Consider the following 16,501-nt stretch of genomic DNA (forward strand, 5'->3'; position numbering starts at 1 on the left):
AGGACTTGACGACACACATGGCACTCACGTATTCCGCCGGCTCCCTGGTGAAGGCGCGCGGCCGCGAATGGGTGGTACTCCCCGAAAGCAAGCCCGACCTGCTCGTGCTACGCCCCCTTGGCGGCTCGGACGACGACGTCGCCGCCGTCTTCCCGGTGTTCGAGACGGTCGAGGAGGCCCGTTTCGCCACCCCCGAACCGACCGACCTCGGCGACCAGCGTGCTGCCGGCCTGCTGCGCACGGCCCTGCGAGTCGGCTTCCGCTCGGGCGCGGGCCCGTTCCGCTCGCTGGCCGGCATCGCGGTGGAACCCCGCGCGTACCAACTGGTCCCGCTGCTGATGGCGCTGCGCCAGAGGACGGTCCGCATGCTGATCTCCGACGACGTCGGCATCGGCAAGACCGTCGAGTCGGGTCTGATCGCGAGCGAACTGCTCGCGCAGGGCGAGGCGACGGGCCTGGCGGTACTGTGCTCCCCCGCCCTGGCGGAGCAGTGGCAGCAGGAACTGCGCAGCAAGTTCGGCATCGACGCGGAGCTGGTCCTGTCGTCGACGGTCACCCGTCTGGAGCGTGGCCTTGACCTGGGCCAGTCCCTCTTCGACCGCTACCCGCACGTCATCGTGTCCACGGACTTCATCAAGTCCACCCGCCACCGCGACGACTTCGTACGGCACTGTCCCGACCTGGTGATCGTCGACGAGGCCCACACCTGCGTGGCCGCCGACGACACCAGGACCGGCACGCAGAACCAGCTGCGCTACGAGCTGCTACGCCGAGTGGCTGAGGACCCGGACCGACACCTGCTCCTGGTGACGGCGACCCCGCACAGCGGCAAGGAGTCCGCATTCCGCAACCTGCTGGGCCTGGTCAAGCCGGACCTGGCCTCCGTGGACCTGGAGTCGGAGGCGGGCAGAAAGCTGCTGGCCCAGCACTTCGTGGCCCGCAAGCGCGCGGACGTCCGCCGGTACCTCACCAAGGCGGACGGTCTGGCCGACGACTCGCTCGCCGAGCGCACCGCGTTCCCCTCGGACCGCTACTTCAAGGACGAGACGTACAAACTGTCCCCGGAGTACCGGGCCCTGCTGGACGACGCGATCGCGTACGCGAGTGAGCGTGTGGAGGAGGCGGACGGCCGGGGCCGCCGCGAGGCCCGTATCGCCTGGTGGTCGGCGATCGCCCTGCTGCGCTCGCTGGTGTCGTCGCCGAGGGCGGCGTCGCAGACGCTACGCACGCGGTCTGCTGCGGCGGTCGCGGCGTCGGCGGAGGAGGCCGACAAGCTCGGCGCCCCGCTCAACAGCGACGCGGCGGACAGCGACTCGATGGAGGGCATGGACGTAGCACCGGGCGCGGAGACCGCGGAGGACGACCCGCGCTCCCGGCTCGCGGAACTCGCCGACCGGGCGGCGGAGCTGGAGGGCCCGGCGCAGGACCTCAAGCTGAAGGCCCTGATCAAACACCTCAAGTCGCTGCTGGCCGACGGCTACCACCCGATCGTCTTCTGCCGCTACATCCCCACGGCCAAGTACCTGGCCGAGTATCTCGCGAACGACGCCGAGTCGAAGAAGCGCGGCCCTCTCGGCGCGAAGACCGTCGTCAGGGCGGTCACGGGCGAGCTCTCGCCCCAGCAGCGCATCGACAACATCGAGGCGCTGGCGACCGAGGCCGGCGAGGAGGCCGCCGCGCGCCGCGTCCTGATCGCCACGGACTGCCTGTCAGAGGGCGTGAACCTCCAGCACCACTTCGACGCGGTGATCCACTACGACCTGGCCTGGAACCCAACCCGCCACGACCAGCGCGAGGGCCGCGTCGACCGCTACGGGCAGAAGCGGGACGAGGTCCGCGTCATCACCCTGTACGGCGACGACAACGGCATCGACGGCAAGGTCCTGGAGGTGTTGATTAAGAAGCACCGCCAGATCAAGAAGGACCTGGGCATCTCGGTGTCCGTCCCCGACGAACTCTCGACGGGCGTGACGGACGCGATCGTGGAGTGGCTGCTCATGCGCGGACGTGAGGACGACGGCGCGCTGTTCGGCGCGGACGCGTTCAAGGTGAGCACGGCGAAGCTGGACAGCGACTGGAACTCGGCGGCGGAGCGCGAGACGGCCTCCCGTTCCCGGTTCGCGCAGCGCTCGATCCACCCGGAGGAGGTGGCCCGTGAGGTCGCGGCGGTCCGGGAGGCGCTGGGCGGTACGGGTGAGGTGGAGACGTTCGTCCGCGAGTCCCTGGGCGCGCTCGGCGCGGTGCTGCGGGATGCCGGTGAGACGACGTCCGACTTCACCGCACAGGTGGGCGGCACGCCGACGGGCTTGAGAGACGCCCTCGCGACGGCCGTGGGCGCGGAGGTGATCGAGCGGGACCGCCCGATCCCGTTCCGGAACGATCCGGCTGTGGCACGGGGCGAAGTGGCGCTGGTACGGACAGACCCGGTGGTGGGCGCGTTGGCGTCCCACGTCCTGAACTCGGCCCTGGACACCGAGGCGGACGGTGCGCGCCCGGCACGGCGCTGCGGTGTGGTGACGACGGACGCGGTGTCGACCAGCACGACGCTGCTGCTGGTCCGCTACCGCTTCCACCTCACCCTGCCGTCGCGAAGCGGCGAGAAGCAGCACGTGTCGGAGGACGCGCGCCTGCTCGCCTTCGAGGGTTCCCCGAAGAACGCGGTGTGGCTGTCGCAGGAGCGCGCGGCGTCGCTGTTGGACAGAGTGGCGTCCCGGAACACGGATCCGCATTACGGCGAGCGCATGATGAAGCGCGTCCTCGGCCAACTCCCCAAGACGACCGGCCACCTGGAGTCGTACGGCGACGAACTGGCCGCCGAACTGGACGCCTCGCACCGCCGGGTGCGCCAGGCCTCCGGCGAGATCGTCCGCGGCCTTTCGGTTACGGCCCAGAAGCCGGCCGACGTGCTGGGCGCATACCTCTACCTTCCCGCCAACCCCGCTGCTGCGTCTGGAGCGTCCGCCTGATGTCCGCCACGACCCGCCACCAGGTGTTCACCGCAGTCCACACAGTCGGAGGTCTGCTCCCCTCCGACATGCTGCTGCGCATCTCCGAGGGCAAGGACGTCCCCGGCTCGAAGCCCGCGGACTACGGCCTGCCGTCGTCCCGCTCGGTTCGCGACGAGGCAGAACGCAGCTGGGAGTACCTGAAGCCGCTCTGGCGCGACCTGCGCAAGCACCTCCCCGAGGACCGGGTGACGGGCCTGCCCGCCACCGATCCCACGGGCCGTGCGGTCGCCGACTGGCTGGCCCCGCTGTGGCGGGAGCTGGGCTTCGGCCGCCTGACACTGATCGGCGCGGAGGGCGTCACGGCCGACTCGGACACTGAGAAGCACTTCCATGTCTCGCACCGCTGGCAGCGCGCGCTCATCCACCAGACCCCGTGGAACGCCAACCTGGACAAGCGTCCGGGTGGTGCGGGCACGGTGCCGCCGCAGTCGATGCTCCAGGAGTGCCTGAACCGGACTGAGGCCCACCTGTGGGGTCTGCTGACCAACGGCCGCCAGGTGCGCCTGCTGCGCGACTCCAGCGCGCTGGCGACGGCGTCGTACGTCGAGTTCGACCTGGAGGCGATCTTCGACGGCGAGCTGTTCAGCGAGTTCGTGCTGCTCTACCGGCTGCTGCACGTCTCCCGCTTCGAGGTCGTGGAGGACGCGGCACCGTCGACGTGTTGGTTGGAGGAGTGGCGCACGGAGGCGATTGCACAGGGGACGCGTGCGCTGGACCAGCTCCGGAAGGGCGTCCAGCAAGCGATCACCACCCTCGGCACAGGCTTCCTGAAGCACCCGGACAACCGCGACCTGCGCGAGACCGTAGACGTCAAGACCTTCCACTACGGGCTGCTGCGCATGGTCTACCGCCTGCTGTTCCTGTTCGTCGCGGAGGACCGGGAGGTCCTGCTGTCCCCTTCGGCGGAGGAGTCGGCGAAGGACCGCTACAAGACGTACTTCTCATCGGCCCGCCTACGCCGGCACGCCCAGCGCCGTCGGGGCACGGCCCACGGTGACCTGTACCTGGCGCTGCGCTTCGTGTTGTGGGGACTGGGCAACAACGACGGTCTGCCGGAGCTGGGCCTGCCCGGACTCGGAGGCATCTTCGACGACACGGAGGCGGACAAGGTCCTGCACAGCCTGTCCCTGTCGAACGAGCCCCTGCTGGAGGCGGTACGAGCGCTGTCGATCGTGCGGGACACCACCAGCAAGCGCAACCGGGTGGTCGACTACCGCCACCTGGACGCGGAGGAACTGGGGTCCATCTACGAGTCCCTGCTGGAGCTGGTCCCGCAGCACAACGCGACGGAGCGCACCTTCGAGCTGGTCGAGCTGGCGGGCAACGCGCGGAAGACGACGGGTTCGTACTACACCCCGTCGTCGCTGATCGAGTGCCTGCTGGACTCGGCGCTGGACCCGGTGATCGACGACGCGGTGAAGCGGGGGGAGATCCGGGCGACGCGTTCGGGTCAGCCGGACCCGGGCCCAGCCATCGTCGAGGAACTGCTTTCACTGACGGTCTGCGACCCCGCCTGCGGCTCGGGCCACTTCCTGGTCGCTGCGGCTCGGCGGATCGCCAAGCGGGTGGCTGCGGCCCGGGAACAGAACCCGGAGCCGACCATCGACGCGGTGCGGCACGCGCTGCACGAGGTGGTCGCTCGGTGCATCTACGGCGTCGACCTCAACCCGATGGCGGTCGAGCTGGCCAAGGTCTCCCTGTGGCTGGAGGCCCTGGAACCGGGCAAGCCGCTGGGCTTTCTGGACGCCCACGTCAAGCACGGCAACGCGCTGATCGGGGCAACGCCGGCGCTGCTGACGAAGGGCATCCCGGATGACGCGTTCAAGCCGATAGAGGGCGACGACAAGAAGATCGCGTCGGCCATCAAGAAACGCAACGCGGCAGAACGCGGCGGCCAGCTCAGCTTCCACACGGAGGAGCGCATCTGGGTCTCCAACGCGGCTTTCGCGGCAAGCCTGCGCAACATCACGGCCGCCCGGGCCAACACGCTGCGCGACGTTCGAACCCAGTCGAGTCGCTTCCGCGAACTTGAGCAGTCCGCGGAATATCTTCGAGCCCTACACATCGGCGACGCCTGGTGCGCCGCCTTCGTCTGGCCGAAAGTCCAGGGCGCACCCACCCCGGTCACGGAGGGCGTCTTCCGTGACCTCCAGAGCGCCGGCGCGGGCATTCCGGTGAACACGAACGAGGAGATCATCCGGCTAGCGCAGCAGTACAGGTTCTTCCATTGGTATTTGGAATTCCCGGAGGTCTTCACGGTCTCCAATGTTGCGGACGGCGGCACGGATCCGTCCATGGAATGGTCCGGCGGATTCTCTTGCGTCCTAGGAAACCCCCCGTGGGAGCGCATCAAGCTGCAAGAACAGGAGTTCTTTGCGCAACGTAATGCAACAATCGCAACTGCGAGAACCGCCGCTGCGCGGAAAAGGCTGATCGCGGAGCTGAGATGCACCCTGAACGGTCGGGGGTTGTACGCCGAGTTCGGAGCAGCAAAACGCAGGACTGAGGGCGAAAGTCATTTCATGAGGAATAGCGGTCGCTATCGACTCACAGGCCGCGGAGACATCAACACATATGCCGTCTTCACTGAGAGCAACCGTGCACTGCTCGACACGACGGGCCGCTTCGGTCTGATCGTCCCGACTGGGATTGTGAGCGACGCAACGACGGCCCCGTTCATACGTGACGTCATTTACTCAAAGCAGCTTGCGGCCGTCTTCGGGTTCCGGAACAACCGAGGCCTTTTCAAGAATGTGGGTCACGGGGACGTCAGGTTCTGCCTGATTACCGTCAGTGGCCGCATCGGCGAATGCAAGTCCACGAAGTTCGCCTTCGACCTAGGGCTCCCCAGTGAACTAGACGAAGCGGGTAGGACCTTTGAGCTCTCACCTGAGGACATTTCGCTGGTCAATCCCAACACAGGGAGTTGCCCAGTCTTCAAAACCAGCCGTGACGCCGACATCACCCTCGGAATCTATCAGCGCATACCCATCCTCATCAAAGAACTCGGCGATAGCGGACAGAACGGCGGCAATCCTTGGGGCCTGTCATTCATGAGGATGTTCGACATGGCCAACGACTCACATCTCTTCCGGACACGCCAGGAACTGGAAGACGAGGGCTGGCAGCTGAGGGGGAACGTCTTCACGCGGAACAATGCACAGATGACCCCGCTGTACGAGGCGAAAATGCAGCACCATTATGATCATCGATTCGGTGACTATCGCGAACGCTCCGTCGACCGTATGGACTCGGTACTCCCACGAACCACTCCAGAAGCCAAGCAGGATGCCAAATTCGCAGTGCTTTCCCGTTACTGGATTCCAGACTCGGAGGTGGTGGCCAAGCTGGCCCAAAGAAAGTGGGAACACAGCTGGCTTCTCGGGTGGCGTGATATCTGCCGCGCTACCGACGAGCGGACTGCGATCAGTACGGTGGCACCCCCGGTCGCCATAGGACACACCTACCCGCTCATATTTACGAAAACCCCTCAGGATTGCGCCCTACTCAACTCGCAGCTGTCTTCTTTCGTCTTCGACTATGTAGCCCGCCAGAAAATTGGGGGAACACATCTCACATACGGATACATGATGCAGCTCCCCGCACTGCGTCCTGACCAGCTTGCCCGCCATAGGAGTTTCATCATCCCACGCACTCTTGAACTCATCTACACCGCTTATGATGTGAGCTCCTTCGCCAAGGACCTAGCCGACGCAGGCGAACCCTTCCGATGGGATGACGAGCGTCGCGGGCTTATCCGAGCGGAGTTGGACTCGTTATTCTTCCATCTTTACGGAGTCCAGCGCAATAACGTGGACTACGTCATGGAGACATTCCCCATTGTGAAGCAGAAGGACATCTCCGAATACGGCACCTATCGCACCAAGGACCTGATCCTCGCCGAATACGACCGCATGGCCGCGGCCGGCGTCAGCCTGGAGAACCCGTTGGTGGACGGCGAGAACTACACCTCCACCCTGACCCCGCCCCCGGGCCACGGCCCTCGACACCCCGCCCACTGAGAGCACTCCCTTGATCGACAGCACGCCCACGCGGCGGGACGGGTCCACCCCCGCCCCGCCGTCCACCGTCCCCTACCCCTCCGCAACCCGCGCAGAGCGCCGCCAACTCATCGAGTCCATCCGCGCTCTCCGCCGCCTCCTCGACAAGCGACCCGCCTTCGAGATCTCCGACCAGCAACGCCTGAACCGCGAGGCACGAGACCGTAACCGCGCCGAGGCGATCCACGGCAAGGCCCTTCAACGCATCCACGAGCGCCGGGCACGCCAGGAAGCCTCGCTCAGCCAACAGCTCAACGGGCTGGACGGCAAGCGCGAGAGCCAGGAGACGCGCGCCCTGGTCGTCCTGCGCCGTGAGTCCATCGAGCGCACGCTCAGCCGCACGTACCTCACCTCAAGCGAGGTGAACGGCATCGGCAAGGGACTCATCCGCGACCTCGCGGCGCACGGAATCAGGACGGCCGCCGACTTCGAACGCGTCAGTTGGGAGAAGGCACCGAACGGCAAGGGCGGCGACGTCCTCTACATTCACCGCACCAAGGGCGGCAAGGTCCACATCAACGGCATCGGCCAGCACCGCGGCCGTCCCCTCCTGGAGTGGCGTCAGTCTGTCCTTGCCCGCGCGGAAGCCCGCGCCCCACACCGTTTGCCGCCGGACGAACGCCACCGCATCGCCGAGATCATCGACGCCGAACGCGTCCGCTTGCGAAAGGAGCTGGCAGAGGCCCCGCGAGCAGCAGACAAGGCGCGCAAGGAAGCTACCCAACTGCAGACCGAAACCCTCAGCCGACTCACCACCGCCGAAGAAGAGGCCAGTCGGCTCGCCGCCGTGCGCAGAGCTGAATTCGACGCCATGGCCGAAAAGCTGCTCGACATCCAAACACAACTGTCGGCCCACATGGACACGTACGGCGACATCGGTCGCCGCCTCCGCCGCGCGCAGCACCGTGCCCTGCGGCCGATCCCCCAGGCACCGCCGCTCTCCGGCACTGCGGGGGATGCCCCGGCCCTGGTCAGCCTCACCAAGGTCACCGACCGGACCAGTGAGCCCCACCCCACTTCCGGCACCCGGGCGCACCCCGCCTGGTTGGTCCCGATTCTCTACTTCACGCTCACCACCGTCGTCGGCGTCGGCGAGCTCGGAGACAACACAGCTTCCCTCTCCCTGATGATCACGTCCCGTCTTGTGGCCTTCACAGCCACCGCGGAGCTCCTGCGCCTGTGGGTGCCCCGCATCCGTTGGCGTGCCGCAAGCCCCATGCCGTCCGGAACCGGCTGGCAGACCTCCGGAGTGTTCCTCGGCCTCACCGCCGCAGGCATGTTCGCGGACGAGCACTCGGACGTCTTCGAAACCGCCTGCGTCGTGTCCGTCCTCGCCGGATTGTGCTTGCTCGCGGGAACCGGCCTGCGCATCGGCAAGGACACCACCTCACCCTGACCAAGCACCGACCTGCGTCACTCGCAGTACGCATCACCCTCGAACGGAGCGCCTCATGACCGACAACCCACCCGAGAGACCGGCCACCACGCCCGCCCCTCCCCCACTACCTACGGCAACGGCGACGACACGATGGACCACGTCGAAGTCTCGGGCGGCAAACTCGTCGTCGAGGACAGCGACGACGAGTACGGCGACGACACCGATGTCTACTCATTCAACGACTGCGACGCGGACACGGACGAGACGTACGAGTTCGTCTACAAGATCAGCAACGAGGGCGACGGACCCGCCAACTACGCCGTGGTCGTCAACGCCTTCGACGAGGACGGCGATTTCGTCGGCCAGACCTTCATCAGCTCGACCACGTAGAACGCCTCGCTCTGGCCAACTGAGCGGACCCATCAGGTCCCGGCGGTCTTCGCGGTCACCGGGACACAGGTCACACCTCGGTGACAAACCCGACGAAGCGCGACCATCCCTCACGTCCCACAGGGAAGGGCGGGCGCCGTACGTCCTTGGAGTCCCGTACGTGGATGACCCGCTCGGTGACGGCGACCTCTACGCAGTCATCGCCCTGTGCGCTGCTGTAGCTGGACTTGAACCAACCGAGTCCGGACGTGTTCATAGCGCTCCTCTGCTCCACACCAGCAGGCTCATGGAGTCCTTCGGGGAAGGAGCCCGCGAGCGCAGTCTTGCATAGCGCATGTGGATGCGGCTCACCTCTTTCGGGTCAGTGATCAAGCGGCCGTTCTCATGCCCCTCGGAGTACGCTCGCCAGCGTCCGTCCGGCATCTCCAGCAGTCGTACAGGCCCCGAGAGACAAGCGTGTTGTTCACTGCTTGCCGGCATGACCTGAACGATGACGTTGCGCAGCAAGCTGAGCTCGATGAGGAGGTCGAGCTGCTCTGCGACAACCTGCTTGCCTCCCAAGCGGCGCATCAGGACGGCTTCTTCGATGACGAAGTCGACCGCTGTGCTGGGCCGTTCCCGGAGCAATTGTTGACGCTCCATGCGTACCTGCACGGTAGTTTCCAAAGTCTCATCCGGGAGGGGTGGGATCTCGTTCTCGCAAAGAGCCCGTACGTACCCCTCCGACTGCAACAGCCCAGGAATCAGTCGACACTCGTACGTGCACAGATTCACTGCCGTACGCTCCAGCCGCGCCCACTGCCGGAACCACACCGCCAACCCCGCCTCCCCCGCGTCAGAAACCGCGCCGAGTGCCGCATCGCCCCGGTATTCCCCAACGCCTCCTCCGCGCGCTCCACGAAGGACGCGTCCGGCATCCGACGCCCCAACTCCACCGACTCAACGGTGTGCTTGGAGAACCGAACCATCTCCCCGAACTGCACCCGACTCAGCCCCGCGTGCTCACGCAACGCCTGGACGACGGCTCCGAACGTCCGCAGGTTGTCCGACGGTCCCGGCTCCCGCTCACACTCCCCGCCCGGCACCGCCGGCTCTCCGTGGTCGGTCGTCATTCGAGGCCCACCTCCAGGTGCACACGCGCCAGTTCCCTGGCCGAGAACCCCCAGAATGGCCGACCCTAAATCGTACGTTCCACCGAACGTGTTCGTACGATGACTCAGCGTACGAGACGGGTGGCGAGCGCTCCCAGCGCACACTTCCCAATCGGGAAGGTCAGGATCCAGGGGTACTCGAAGCGCATATTGACGCTGTCAACACGCGGTCACCCGCCACACATGTGCGGAACCGTGTACAGTCAAGGCCGCCCCAGCATCTGTTCTGGCACGGCAGGTCGTGGGGCATCAGGTCAGGGGGGCGCGTTCCGTCTCGGAAACGCGAGAACCGCGCGAGCCTCGAGAGCGCGCGGCGAAGGGGGCGGCAGTGGGCCAGGAACCCGTCGGCGGTGGACTCCGCATCGGGCGCGCTACGAGCAGGGGCGGCGCGCGAAAGGCACACCGGTCCGATAACTCGCCCGGCCGCGCGGCCCCGTAAGGACGATCCCGCACCACCGTACCGGCGACCAGGTCGTCGCCGACTCACCGCCGCCCGCGCGAAGGGCGTGGTCCGTCACCACCATCCCCATGAGGAGCAACAGTGACCGAGGTGCCCGGAGGCACAAGTCCCCGTACCGAGATCCTGGCCCTCCTGCTCGAGCCGCTGGGGGTCGACGCCATGGCCGGACAGGCCGCGCTCCGACGGCTCGCCGAGAACGTGGACGCAGTGGCGCAGGAGTACGGGTGTGCCGGTCTGCCCGCGTACGGGAGCACGCTTTCGTGGGTCTCGGACGCTGTGTCGATGTGCGTCGAGGAACACGAGCTGGCCGGTACGGCGGCAGACCCCGACGAGGCCAGGGCTCTGCGGGAGTTGGCGCGGCTCGAAGGAGCGCGGTCGCACCTTCGGGCCCTTGAGGGTGTCCCGGTGGAGGTGCTGCGGACGGACCGCGCGTCGGTGACGACCGCGGAACGACTGATACCCAAGGCCCTTGAACCGTACTGTCGTGCGGATCAGGACTGGCCCGAGGAGATCTGGCGTTCGATCGGCGACATCGACATAGACCTCGACGGCGCTCTGGCCGACCTGAACCGCCCCCGCGCCACCCGTCGGGCGGCGGCCGCTCGGGAGCTCGTGCTCCAGCACAGCGTCTCGGCGGCCCAGGATCTGCAGAACCGGGAGCTGGCGGCGCGGCTCGAGAAGGTGCGGGACTTCGTCGCGGCGCAGAAGGCGTACGACGCGTTCCTCTCCGGACAGCCGGGATGGTGGCGCTGGCTCGGGCCGGACGCGCACTCCGGGTTCAGGTCGGACCGGCGTGACGCCCTGGTGTGGGCACTCACGGCCCGCGACACCGGCGCCCTGACGGGGAGCGCTCTGGAACTGCTCGCAACCGACGGCTGCCGGGCCGTGCTCGCACACACGCCGGGGCCGACGCCGACACCGGCAGCGGCCGCCCCTCCCGCCTCCGCCACGTCCCTGGCCGTACCGCCGCCGGCCACGAGTTCGGCCGCACGGCTCGCCTCGGGGCTCCTCGCGGTCGGCTCCCGGCACGACGCCGGCCGGCTGCGCGCTCTCGAGTCCTGGTACACGAAGAACATCGCGCTGTTCGACCGCGTGGCGTCGGCCATGGACCTGCGGGAGAGCGAGCCCAGGCTCCGCGAGGCTCTCGCCCCCCTGGTCGGCGAACTCGCCCTACCGCCCGCAGCGGTGGACACGAGCCGCTCGGACTACCGCGCCGTCCAGGCCGTTCTCCGGGCCGAAGTCGAGGACCTCCTGCGGCGAACGGAGCGAACGGGGCACTCCGGGCACGCCGTGGAGAGCGAGCGACTCGTCAGGGTCATCGGCCGCGTCGGAACGGTCGAGCGTGAACTTCGCGATGCCATGCGACCCCTGCCTGCCGTCCGAGGCAAGTTGCTCGTGGCTGTCGCCGGAAGAACCAAGTCCGGGAAGACCACGCTCCGCAAGGCCCTGACGCGCGACGCGGACCGGTCCGGGATCGGGCAAGGGGCGCACCGCACCACACGCAAGACCGCCGCGTTCGACGTCGGACCCGTGACCTACCTGGACACGCCCGGCTTCGCCGCGAAGGACGACGACTTCGACGCGCAGCACGCGCGGGCGGCGTGCGACAGCGCCGACGCGGTCATCTGGAACTACGCCGACACGATGCACGACGAGGAGGCCGCGGAGTTCCAGCGGCTTCTCCTCTCGGGGAAGCCGCTGCTGGCCGTCGTCAATGTGAAGGGGAAGGTCAACGAAACCGCGCGCCTCGCGGTCTTCGCCAAGTCCCCGGACAGAGAATTCAGAACAGCGTCGGGGCACGCCGCTCGGATCGAGCAGGTCGCCCGCGCGGCCGGGGCCGCCCCGCCCGTCGTCCTCACGGTCCATTCCGGTGCCGCGCACGAGTCGCTGTCCGTGGAGGATCGCGAACTGGGCGACAAAGCCCTGGAGGCGAGCAGACTTCTCGAACTGGAGTTGGCCCTATCCCGGCTCCTGGCAGAGCGCTCGATTCCGCTTCGTGCCGTACGGCTGGCCGAGGACGTGCGACGGCCGCTCTCCGCCTTCCACGACCGGGCCATCGAGGAGCTCCCGCGGATCGGTCTCGCACTCGACGCACTGGAACGCTCGACGCCGGGTGAGCGGGCCGCGCTGCTCGAAGCGTTCCGAACGGCGGGCCGCGAGGCGCAGGAACGTCTCATAGCCGAACGTCACCGGGTCCGGGAGCAGTTGCCGGAAACGGTCCGGAACCTGGGCGGCGAGGACCACGCACAGCGGTGGAGCGACTTCCTCACCGAACTGGAGTGGGACGGCCTGCTCCTCGCTCTTGAGGACGAACTCGTGCGGCAAGCGCGGAAACGGGGACGGACGCTGCGTGCACCGGCGAGCACCCCCGAGCGGCAGGACGACGAAGACCCGCGCGTGGAACCGCAGCCCAGCCCGAAGATCGCGTCAGCCGCCGTCAAGGGGGCGGCCACCACCCTCCTGGACTCGCTCTCCGCCAAGGGGCTCTCCAAGGGACTCACCAAGGTGTTCTCCAAGAAACTGGCCGCCTCCGCCACCACCGCTGCCTCCGTTCCCGTCACCGCGGCGCTCTACGCGACGGATGCCCTGCTCGGTGCCATGAAAGCGGTGAGCAGCGAGATCGACCGCGCACGGCAGGCGAAGGAGGAGTGGACCAAAACGGCCACGGAAGTGGCCGAGACCTGCCTCGACGATCTGTTCGACTGGGTCGACGCCCGGCTGGCGAGCGTCCTCGAGGACGCGACGGCACAGGTCGAGGCCCAGTTCGCGGCAGAGACCGCGGGCATCGGCAGCACCCGCGAGCGGTTCGAACGGCTCGGTCGGCTGCAGTTGTCCGTGCGGTCCGCCCTCGACACGATCGACCTCACCCTGGCTCGCCGGCTGCTCGCTCTCGCCGGCGGGGATCCAGCGGCCGTCCGCCGAGCACGGCGGACGCCAGGGGTCGAACTCCGTGTCTGGACCGATACGTCCCACGTCGCGGACGTGCGGGCACACCTGCACAAGCACCTCGTGGATGTCCTCACCGAGCGGATCGAGGTCCGCCCGGATTCAAGAAGCGGAGAAGGCGATGGGACTGCGGACGACGGCTGACGGGGGGCCGAGTGCCCGCGTGCTCGCCCTGAGCGCACGGGCCGAGGAGGTTCTGAACGCCCACCCGCGCACCCGGGACCTGACAGCCTCCCTGCCCCGCACGGACACGAGCCCGCTGCGGATCGCGCTCCTGGGCCCGTACAGCGCGGGGAAGTCGACACTCATCGCCGCACTCCTCCGACTCCCGGCGGCCGAGGTCGAGAAACTCGTCGACGCGGCACCCATGACACTGGAGGAGACGCCGTACCCATGGAACGGCGTGACCCTGGTCGACCTGCCCGGAACCCTGTCGGGCGACGACTCGCACCTGGCCTCGGCGGAACGCGGTGTGCGCGGCGCAGACGCGCTGATGATCGTGACGACGAGTGAACTGCCCGGCGAGGCCGAGACGGAGGCCATTGTCCGGGCGCTCGACGCCGACGGTTTCGCCGACCGAAGTGTGGTCGTCGTCAACAAGATGAACGCCGAGAACAGCGACCGTGGGGTCATTCTCGACGAGATCCGCAAACGGCTCGGCCCCTTCGCCGAACGGGTCCCCATCGTCTCGACCGATGCCCGCGACTTCCTCGACGCGGCCAATGATCTCGAACTCACGGACACGGAACGTGAGTTTTTGGCTTCCCGGAGCGGCATCGACGCCCTCACCACCGAGTTGCGGCGACTCGTCGCTCCCGGGGTCAACGGTCTCCGTCCCAGGGCGCAAGCGTACGAACTCCTCCGGGTTCTGGCGGACGCCGAGGGGATGTGGCACCTGCGGGGCGAGGACCTCGACGCCGTGCGGACCGCGGAGAAGGTCGAGGCGTCGCTCTCCCTCGCGCGGGAGGGGGTGCTGAAGGCATTGGAGAGGGAGAGCGAGGTCGTCGCCGCCAGGATCAGAACGGAAGGGGGCCGGATCGCCGACAGTGTCTCGGAGAAGAAGGGCACCGTCCCGACCGGCATCGCGACCGATGTCGCCGGAAAGCTGGTCGATTCCCACACCGACTTCGACATCAATTTCTCCTCCGCGACGAGGGCGGCGTACGACGCGCTGACCGCCGAGTACGGAGATGTCGTACCGGAGCCCGAGGAGTGGGTGAACGACGTCAACCCGCCCGAGGCGAATCCCACCACACCCGCGAAGTCACCTCTCGAAGAAGCAGTCAAGAAGGCGGCGGAGCAGGCTGCGAAGCAGGGGGCCGGAAAGCTGTCGGAGTGGCTCAGGAAGATCGCGAGCGACAAAGAGCAGGCAGCTGCCGTAGTGGACTGGCTCAACAAGAACAAGGTGGGCCAGAAGCTGCTCGACTCCGGCGGGAAGGTCACCAACGGCGCGAAGAAGTTCAAGCCGTGGGGCAAGGTCAACGCGACCAACAAGGTCTCCAGTTGGGCCGGGAAGGCCCAGTGGGCACCGGTAGTCATGGGCCCCGCCCTGGATGCGGTCAGCATCATCAAGGACCAGAGCAATCGGATGGCGGTGGACAAGCACCGGAAGGAAATCCGGGACCATTTCGCCAACGTGGCGCTCCAGCAGCGGGACGGCCTGGTCGACGCCGGCGAAGAGCACTTGCGCGGGTGGATCGCCGACGTGGAACACGCACTGGGTGATCTCACCGGCCCGGGCGGACAGATCGGCGCCACACGCGAGGCGGCGCTGAAAGAGATCGGAAGTCTGCGCGACGCGGCCAACAGGCTCATCGATCTGGCCACAGGCTGACCCGGCGGGCCGGGGCCCCGGCAGGCGGACGTACCGGCGGCGTACGCGGTCAGTGAACGACCGCTGCCGTAACACTGGCGCGTTCATTGCTGTTGAACGTTTTACCCCCTGACATGAGTCGGCACGGCCCGATCCACCCTGAACACCGGAGAACAAGAGAGCAACCGTGAACCCGTACAACACCCCTACCACTCCGCCCCCGTCCCGGTCCTGGTGGAAGACCACCCCCGCCCTGCTTGGGTTCCTGGGCCTCGTCGCCCTCCTCAGCGCGGTGAGTCTCGGGCTCGGCTTCCTCGTGATGATCGCTGCCATGGTGGCCGTGTGGGTCCTGCCTGCATGGCGCTGGTACGCGAAGCTCGGCGCCACGTTCGGTGCCTTCTTCCTGATGCTGATCAGCGCGGGCATGAGCGGACAGCTCGACGACAGCGAGCCGGACAAGCCCGTAGCCAGCGCACGGGACACGGACGACAAGAACACCGAGGCCGCTCCGTCCTCCACCCCTGCGAAAGCCCCTGCACTCGCCGACTACACGGGCAAGGCCCTCGACGAGGCGGAGAAGGGCGCTCGTTCGGCCGGTTTCACGTCCGGGCGTCGTGACGCGTCCCAGGAAGACCGTGCGATCGTGGTGCGGTCGACCTGGACGGTGTGTTTCCAGGAGGTCGACACCACCGCGAAGTCCGTTGCCTTCGCCGCTGTGAAGGACGACGAGCCTTGTCCGTCGAAGGACGGCGGCCCGCTCCCGTGGCCGACGATGCCGGATGTCGTCGGCGACACCTACAACACGGCGGTCAAGGCGCTGAACCAGGCCGGCATCGACCTCGGCAGCATCACGCTCGACGACGTCTACCTCGACGTCGACGCGCCCACGGCCGAGGAGGCCGCCGAGGAAGGCGACGAGTGGCGGGTGTGCTTCCAGCGCCCCGACGAGGACGACGAAGTCACTTCCACCACAACGGTTCACCTCGACTTGGGTCAGTGGACCGACGCCGATCTCGTCCAGAAGTGCCCGTCGAAGAAGGACACGACGTACAAGATCCCCGCCAACGACCCGAACCACCACGACGGCAGCAGCAGCAGCAGCGACAGCACGACTGGCGGCGGCGTTTCGACCGGAGGTGACTCCTCGTCGTCCGACGACGGCGGCAGCGATGTCGGCACCGTGCACCCCGGCTCCTTCTGCTCACCTCCGGGTGCCACAGGCGTGACCAAGGCAGGGACGCCAATGGTCTGCGGCCCCGGCTCCGATGGCCGCGACCGCTGGCACTCGTAGCCG

At 67.5% G+C, this 16,501-nt stretch carries 8 protein-coding genes and 1 pseudogene; 7 read left to right on the plus strand and 2 right to left on the minus strand.

Annotated elements, in window-relative coordinates; genetic code table 11:
• Positions 1-17: 17 nt before the first annotated feature.
• The 4 genes from ACFV9J_RS15630 (at position 18) to ACFV9J_RS15645 (ending at position 8,837) form a co-directional block, all read left to right on the plus strand.
• On the plus strand, positions 18-2,966 hold the full coding sequence (locus tag ACFV9J_RS15630) for a helicase-related protein (protein ID WP_385354397.1): 2,949 nt from the start codon (positions 18-20) through the stop codon (positions 2,964-2,966).
• Complete coding sequence (locus tag ACFV9J_RS15635) at positions 2,966-7,030, plus strand: Eco57I restriction-modification methylase domain-containing protein (RefSeq protein WP_385354399.1); 4,065 nt, start codon at positions 2,966-2,968, stop codon at positions 7,028-7,030. The genes ACFV9J_RS15630 and ACFV9J_RS15635 overlap by 1 nt, the downstream gene beginning before the upstream one ends.
• A gap of 10 nt (positions 7,031-7,040) precedes the next feature.
• Entirely contained in the window at positions 7,041-8,465 is a 1,425-nt protein-coding gene (locus ACFV9J_RS15640) for a hypothetical protein (protein WP_385354401.1), read from the plus strand.
• A 132-nt stretch (positions 8,466-8,597) separates the two neighbouring features.
• A complete protein-coding gene (locus ACFV9J_RS15645; RefSeq protein WP_385354403.1) occupies positions 8,598-8,837 on the plus strand; it encodes a hypothetical protein in 240 nt (79 codons plus the stop codon).
• Positions 8,838-8,907: 70 nt separating this feature from the next.
• Here ACFV9J_RS15645 and ACFV9J_RS15650 read toward each other — a convergent pair whose 3' ends face one another.
• Together ACFV9J_RS15650 and ACFV9J_RS15655 are read right to left on the minus strand one after the other, a co-directional pair.
• A complete protein-coding gene (locus ACFV9J_RS15650; protein ID WP_385354405.1) occupies positions 8,908-9,093 on the minus strand; it encodes a DUF397 domain-containing protein in 186 nt (61 codons plus the stop codon).
• Positions 9,090-9,949: pseudogene (locus tag ACFV9J_RS15655) on the minus strand (Scr1 family TA system antitoxin-like transcriptional regulator). Before ACFV9J_RS15655 ends, ACFV9J_RS15650 begins: the two are co-directional and overlap by 4 nt.
• A 580-nt stretch (positions 9,950-10,529) precedes the next feature.
• On the opposite strand from ACFV9J_RS15655, the gene ACFV9J_RS15660 reads away from it, so the two are divergent.
• The 3 genes from ACFV9J_RS15660 to ACFV9J_RS15670 all read left to right on the plus strand — a co-directional run bounded on the left by ACFV9J_RS15660 (position 10,530) and on the right by ACFV9J_RS15670 (position 16,498).
• Positions 10,530-13,538, plus strand: coding sequence for a GTPase domain-containing protein (locus ACFV9J_RS15660; RefSeq protein ID WP_385354407.1), 3,009 nt, complete (start codon positions 10,530-10,532; stop codon positions 13,536-13,538).
• Positions 13,516-15,228: a GTPase gene (locus ACFV9J_RS15665; protein WP_385354409.1), complete on the plus strand. Its 1,713-nt coding sequence runs from the start codon at positions 13,516-13,518 to the stop codon at positions 15,226-15,228. The genes ACFV9J_RS15660 and ACFV9J_RS15665 overlap by 23 nt, the downstream gene beginning before the upstream one ends.
• 166 nt (positions 15,229-15,394) lie before the next feature.
• On the plus strand, positions 15,395-16,498 hold the full coding sequence (locus tag ACFV9J_RS15670; protein WP_385354411.1) for a PASTA domain-containing protein: 1,104 nt from the start codon (positions 15,395-15,397) through the stop codon (positions 16,496-16,498).
• Positions 16,499-16,501 lie beyond the last annotated feature (3 nt).

Origin of the sequence: Streptomyces sp. NPDC059906 (assembly GCF_042730645.1) — a bacterium.
Classification (GTDB): Bacteria; Actinomycetota; Actinomycetes; order Streptomycetales; family Streptomycetaceae; genus Streptomyces; species Streptomyces rubrogriseus.

Excerpts from the sequence above, each read along its gene's own strand:
- ACFV9J_RS15665 (WP_385354409.1), top strand. The coding sequence starts at position 13,516 with ATGGGACTGCGGACGACGGCTGACGGGGGGCCGAGTGCCCGCGTGCTC.
- ACFV9J_RS15635 (WP_385354399.1), top strand. The coding sequence starts at position 2,966 with ATGTCCGCCACGACCCGCCACCAGGTGTTCACCGCAGTCCACACAGTC.
- ACFV9J_RS15645 (WP_385354403.1), top strand. The coding sequence starts at position 8,598 with ATGGACCACGTCGAAGTCTCGGGCGGCAAACTCGTCGTCGAGGACAGC.
- ACFV9J_RS15650 (WP_385354405.1), bottom strand. The coding sequence starts at position 9,093 with ATGAACACGTCCGGACTCGGTTGGTTCAAGTCCAGCTACAGCAGCGCA.
- ACFV9J_RS15630 (WP_385354397.1), top strand. The coding sequence starts at position 18 with ATGGCACTCACGTATTCCGCCGGCTCCCTGGTGAAGGCGCGCGGCCGC.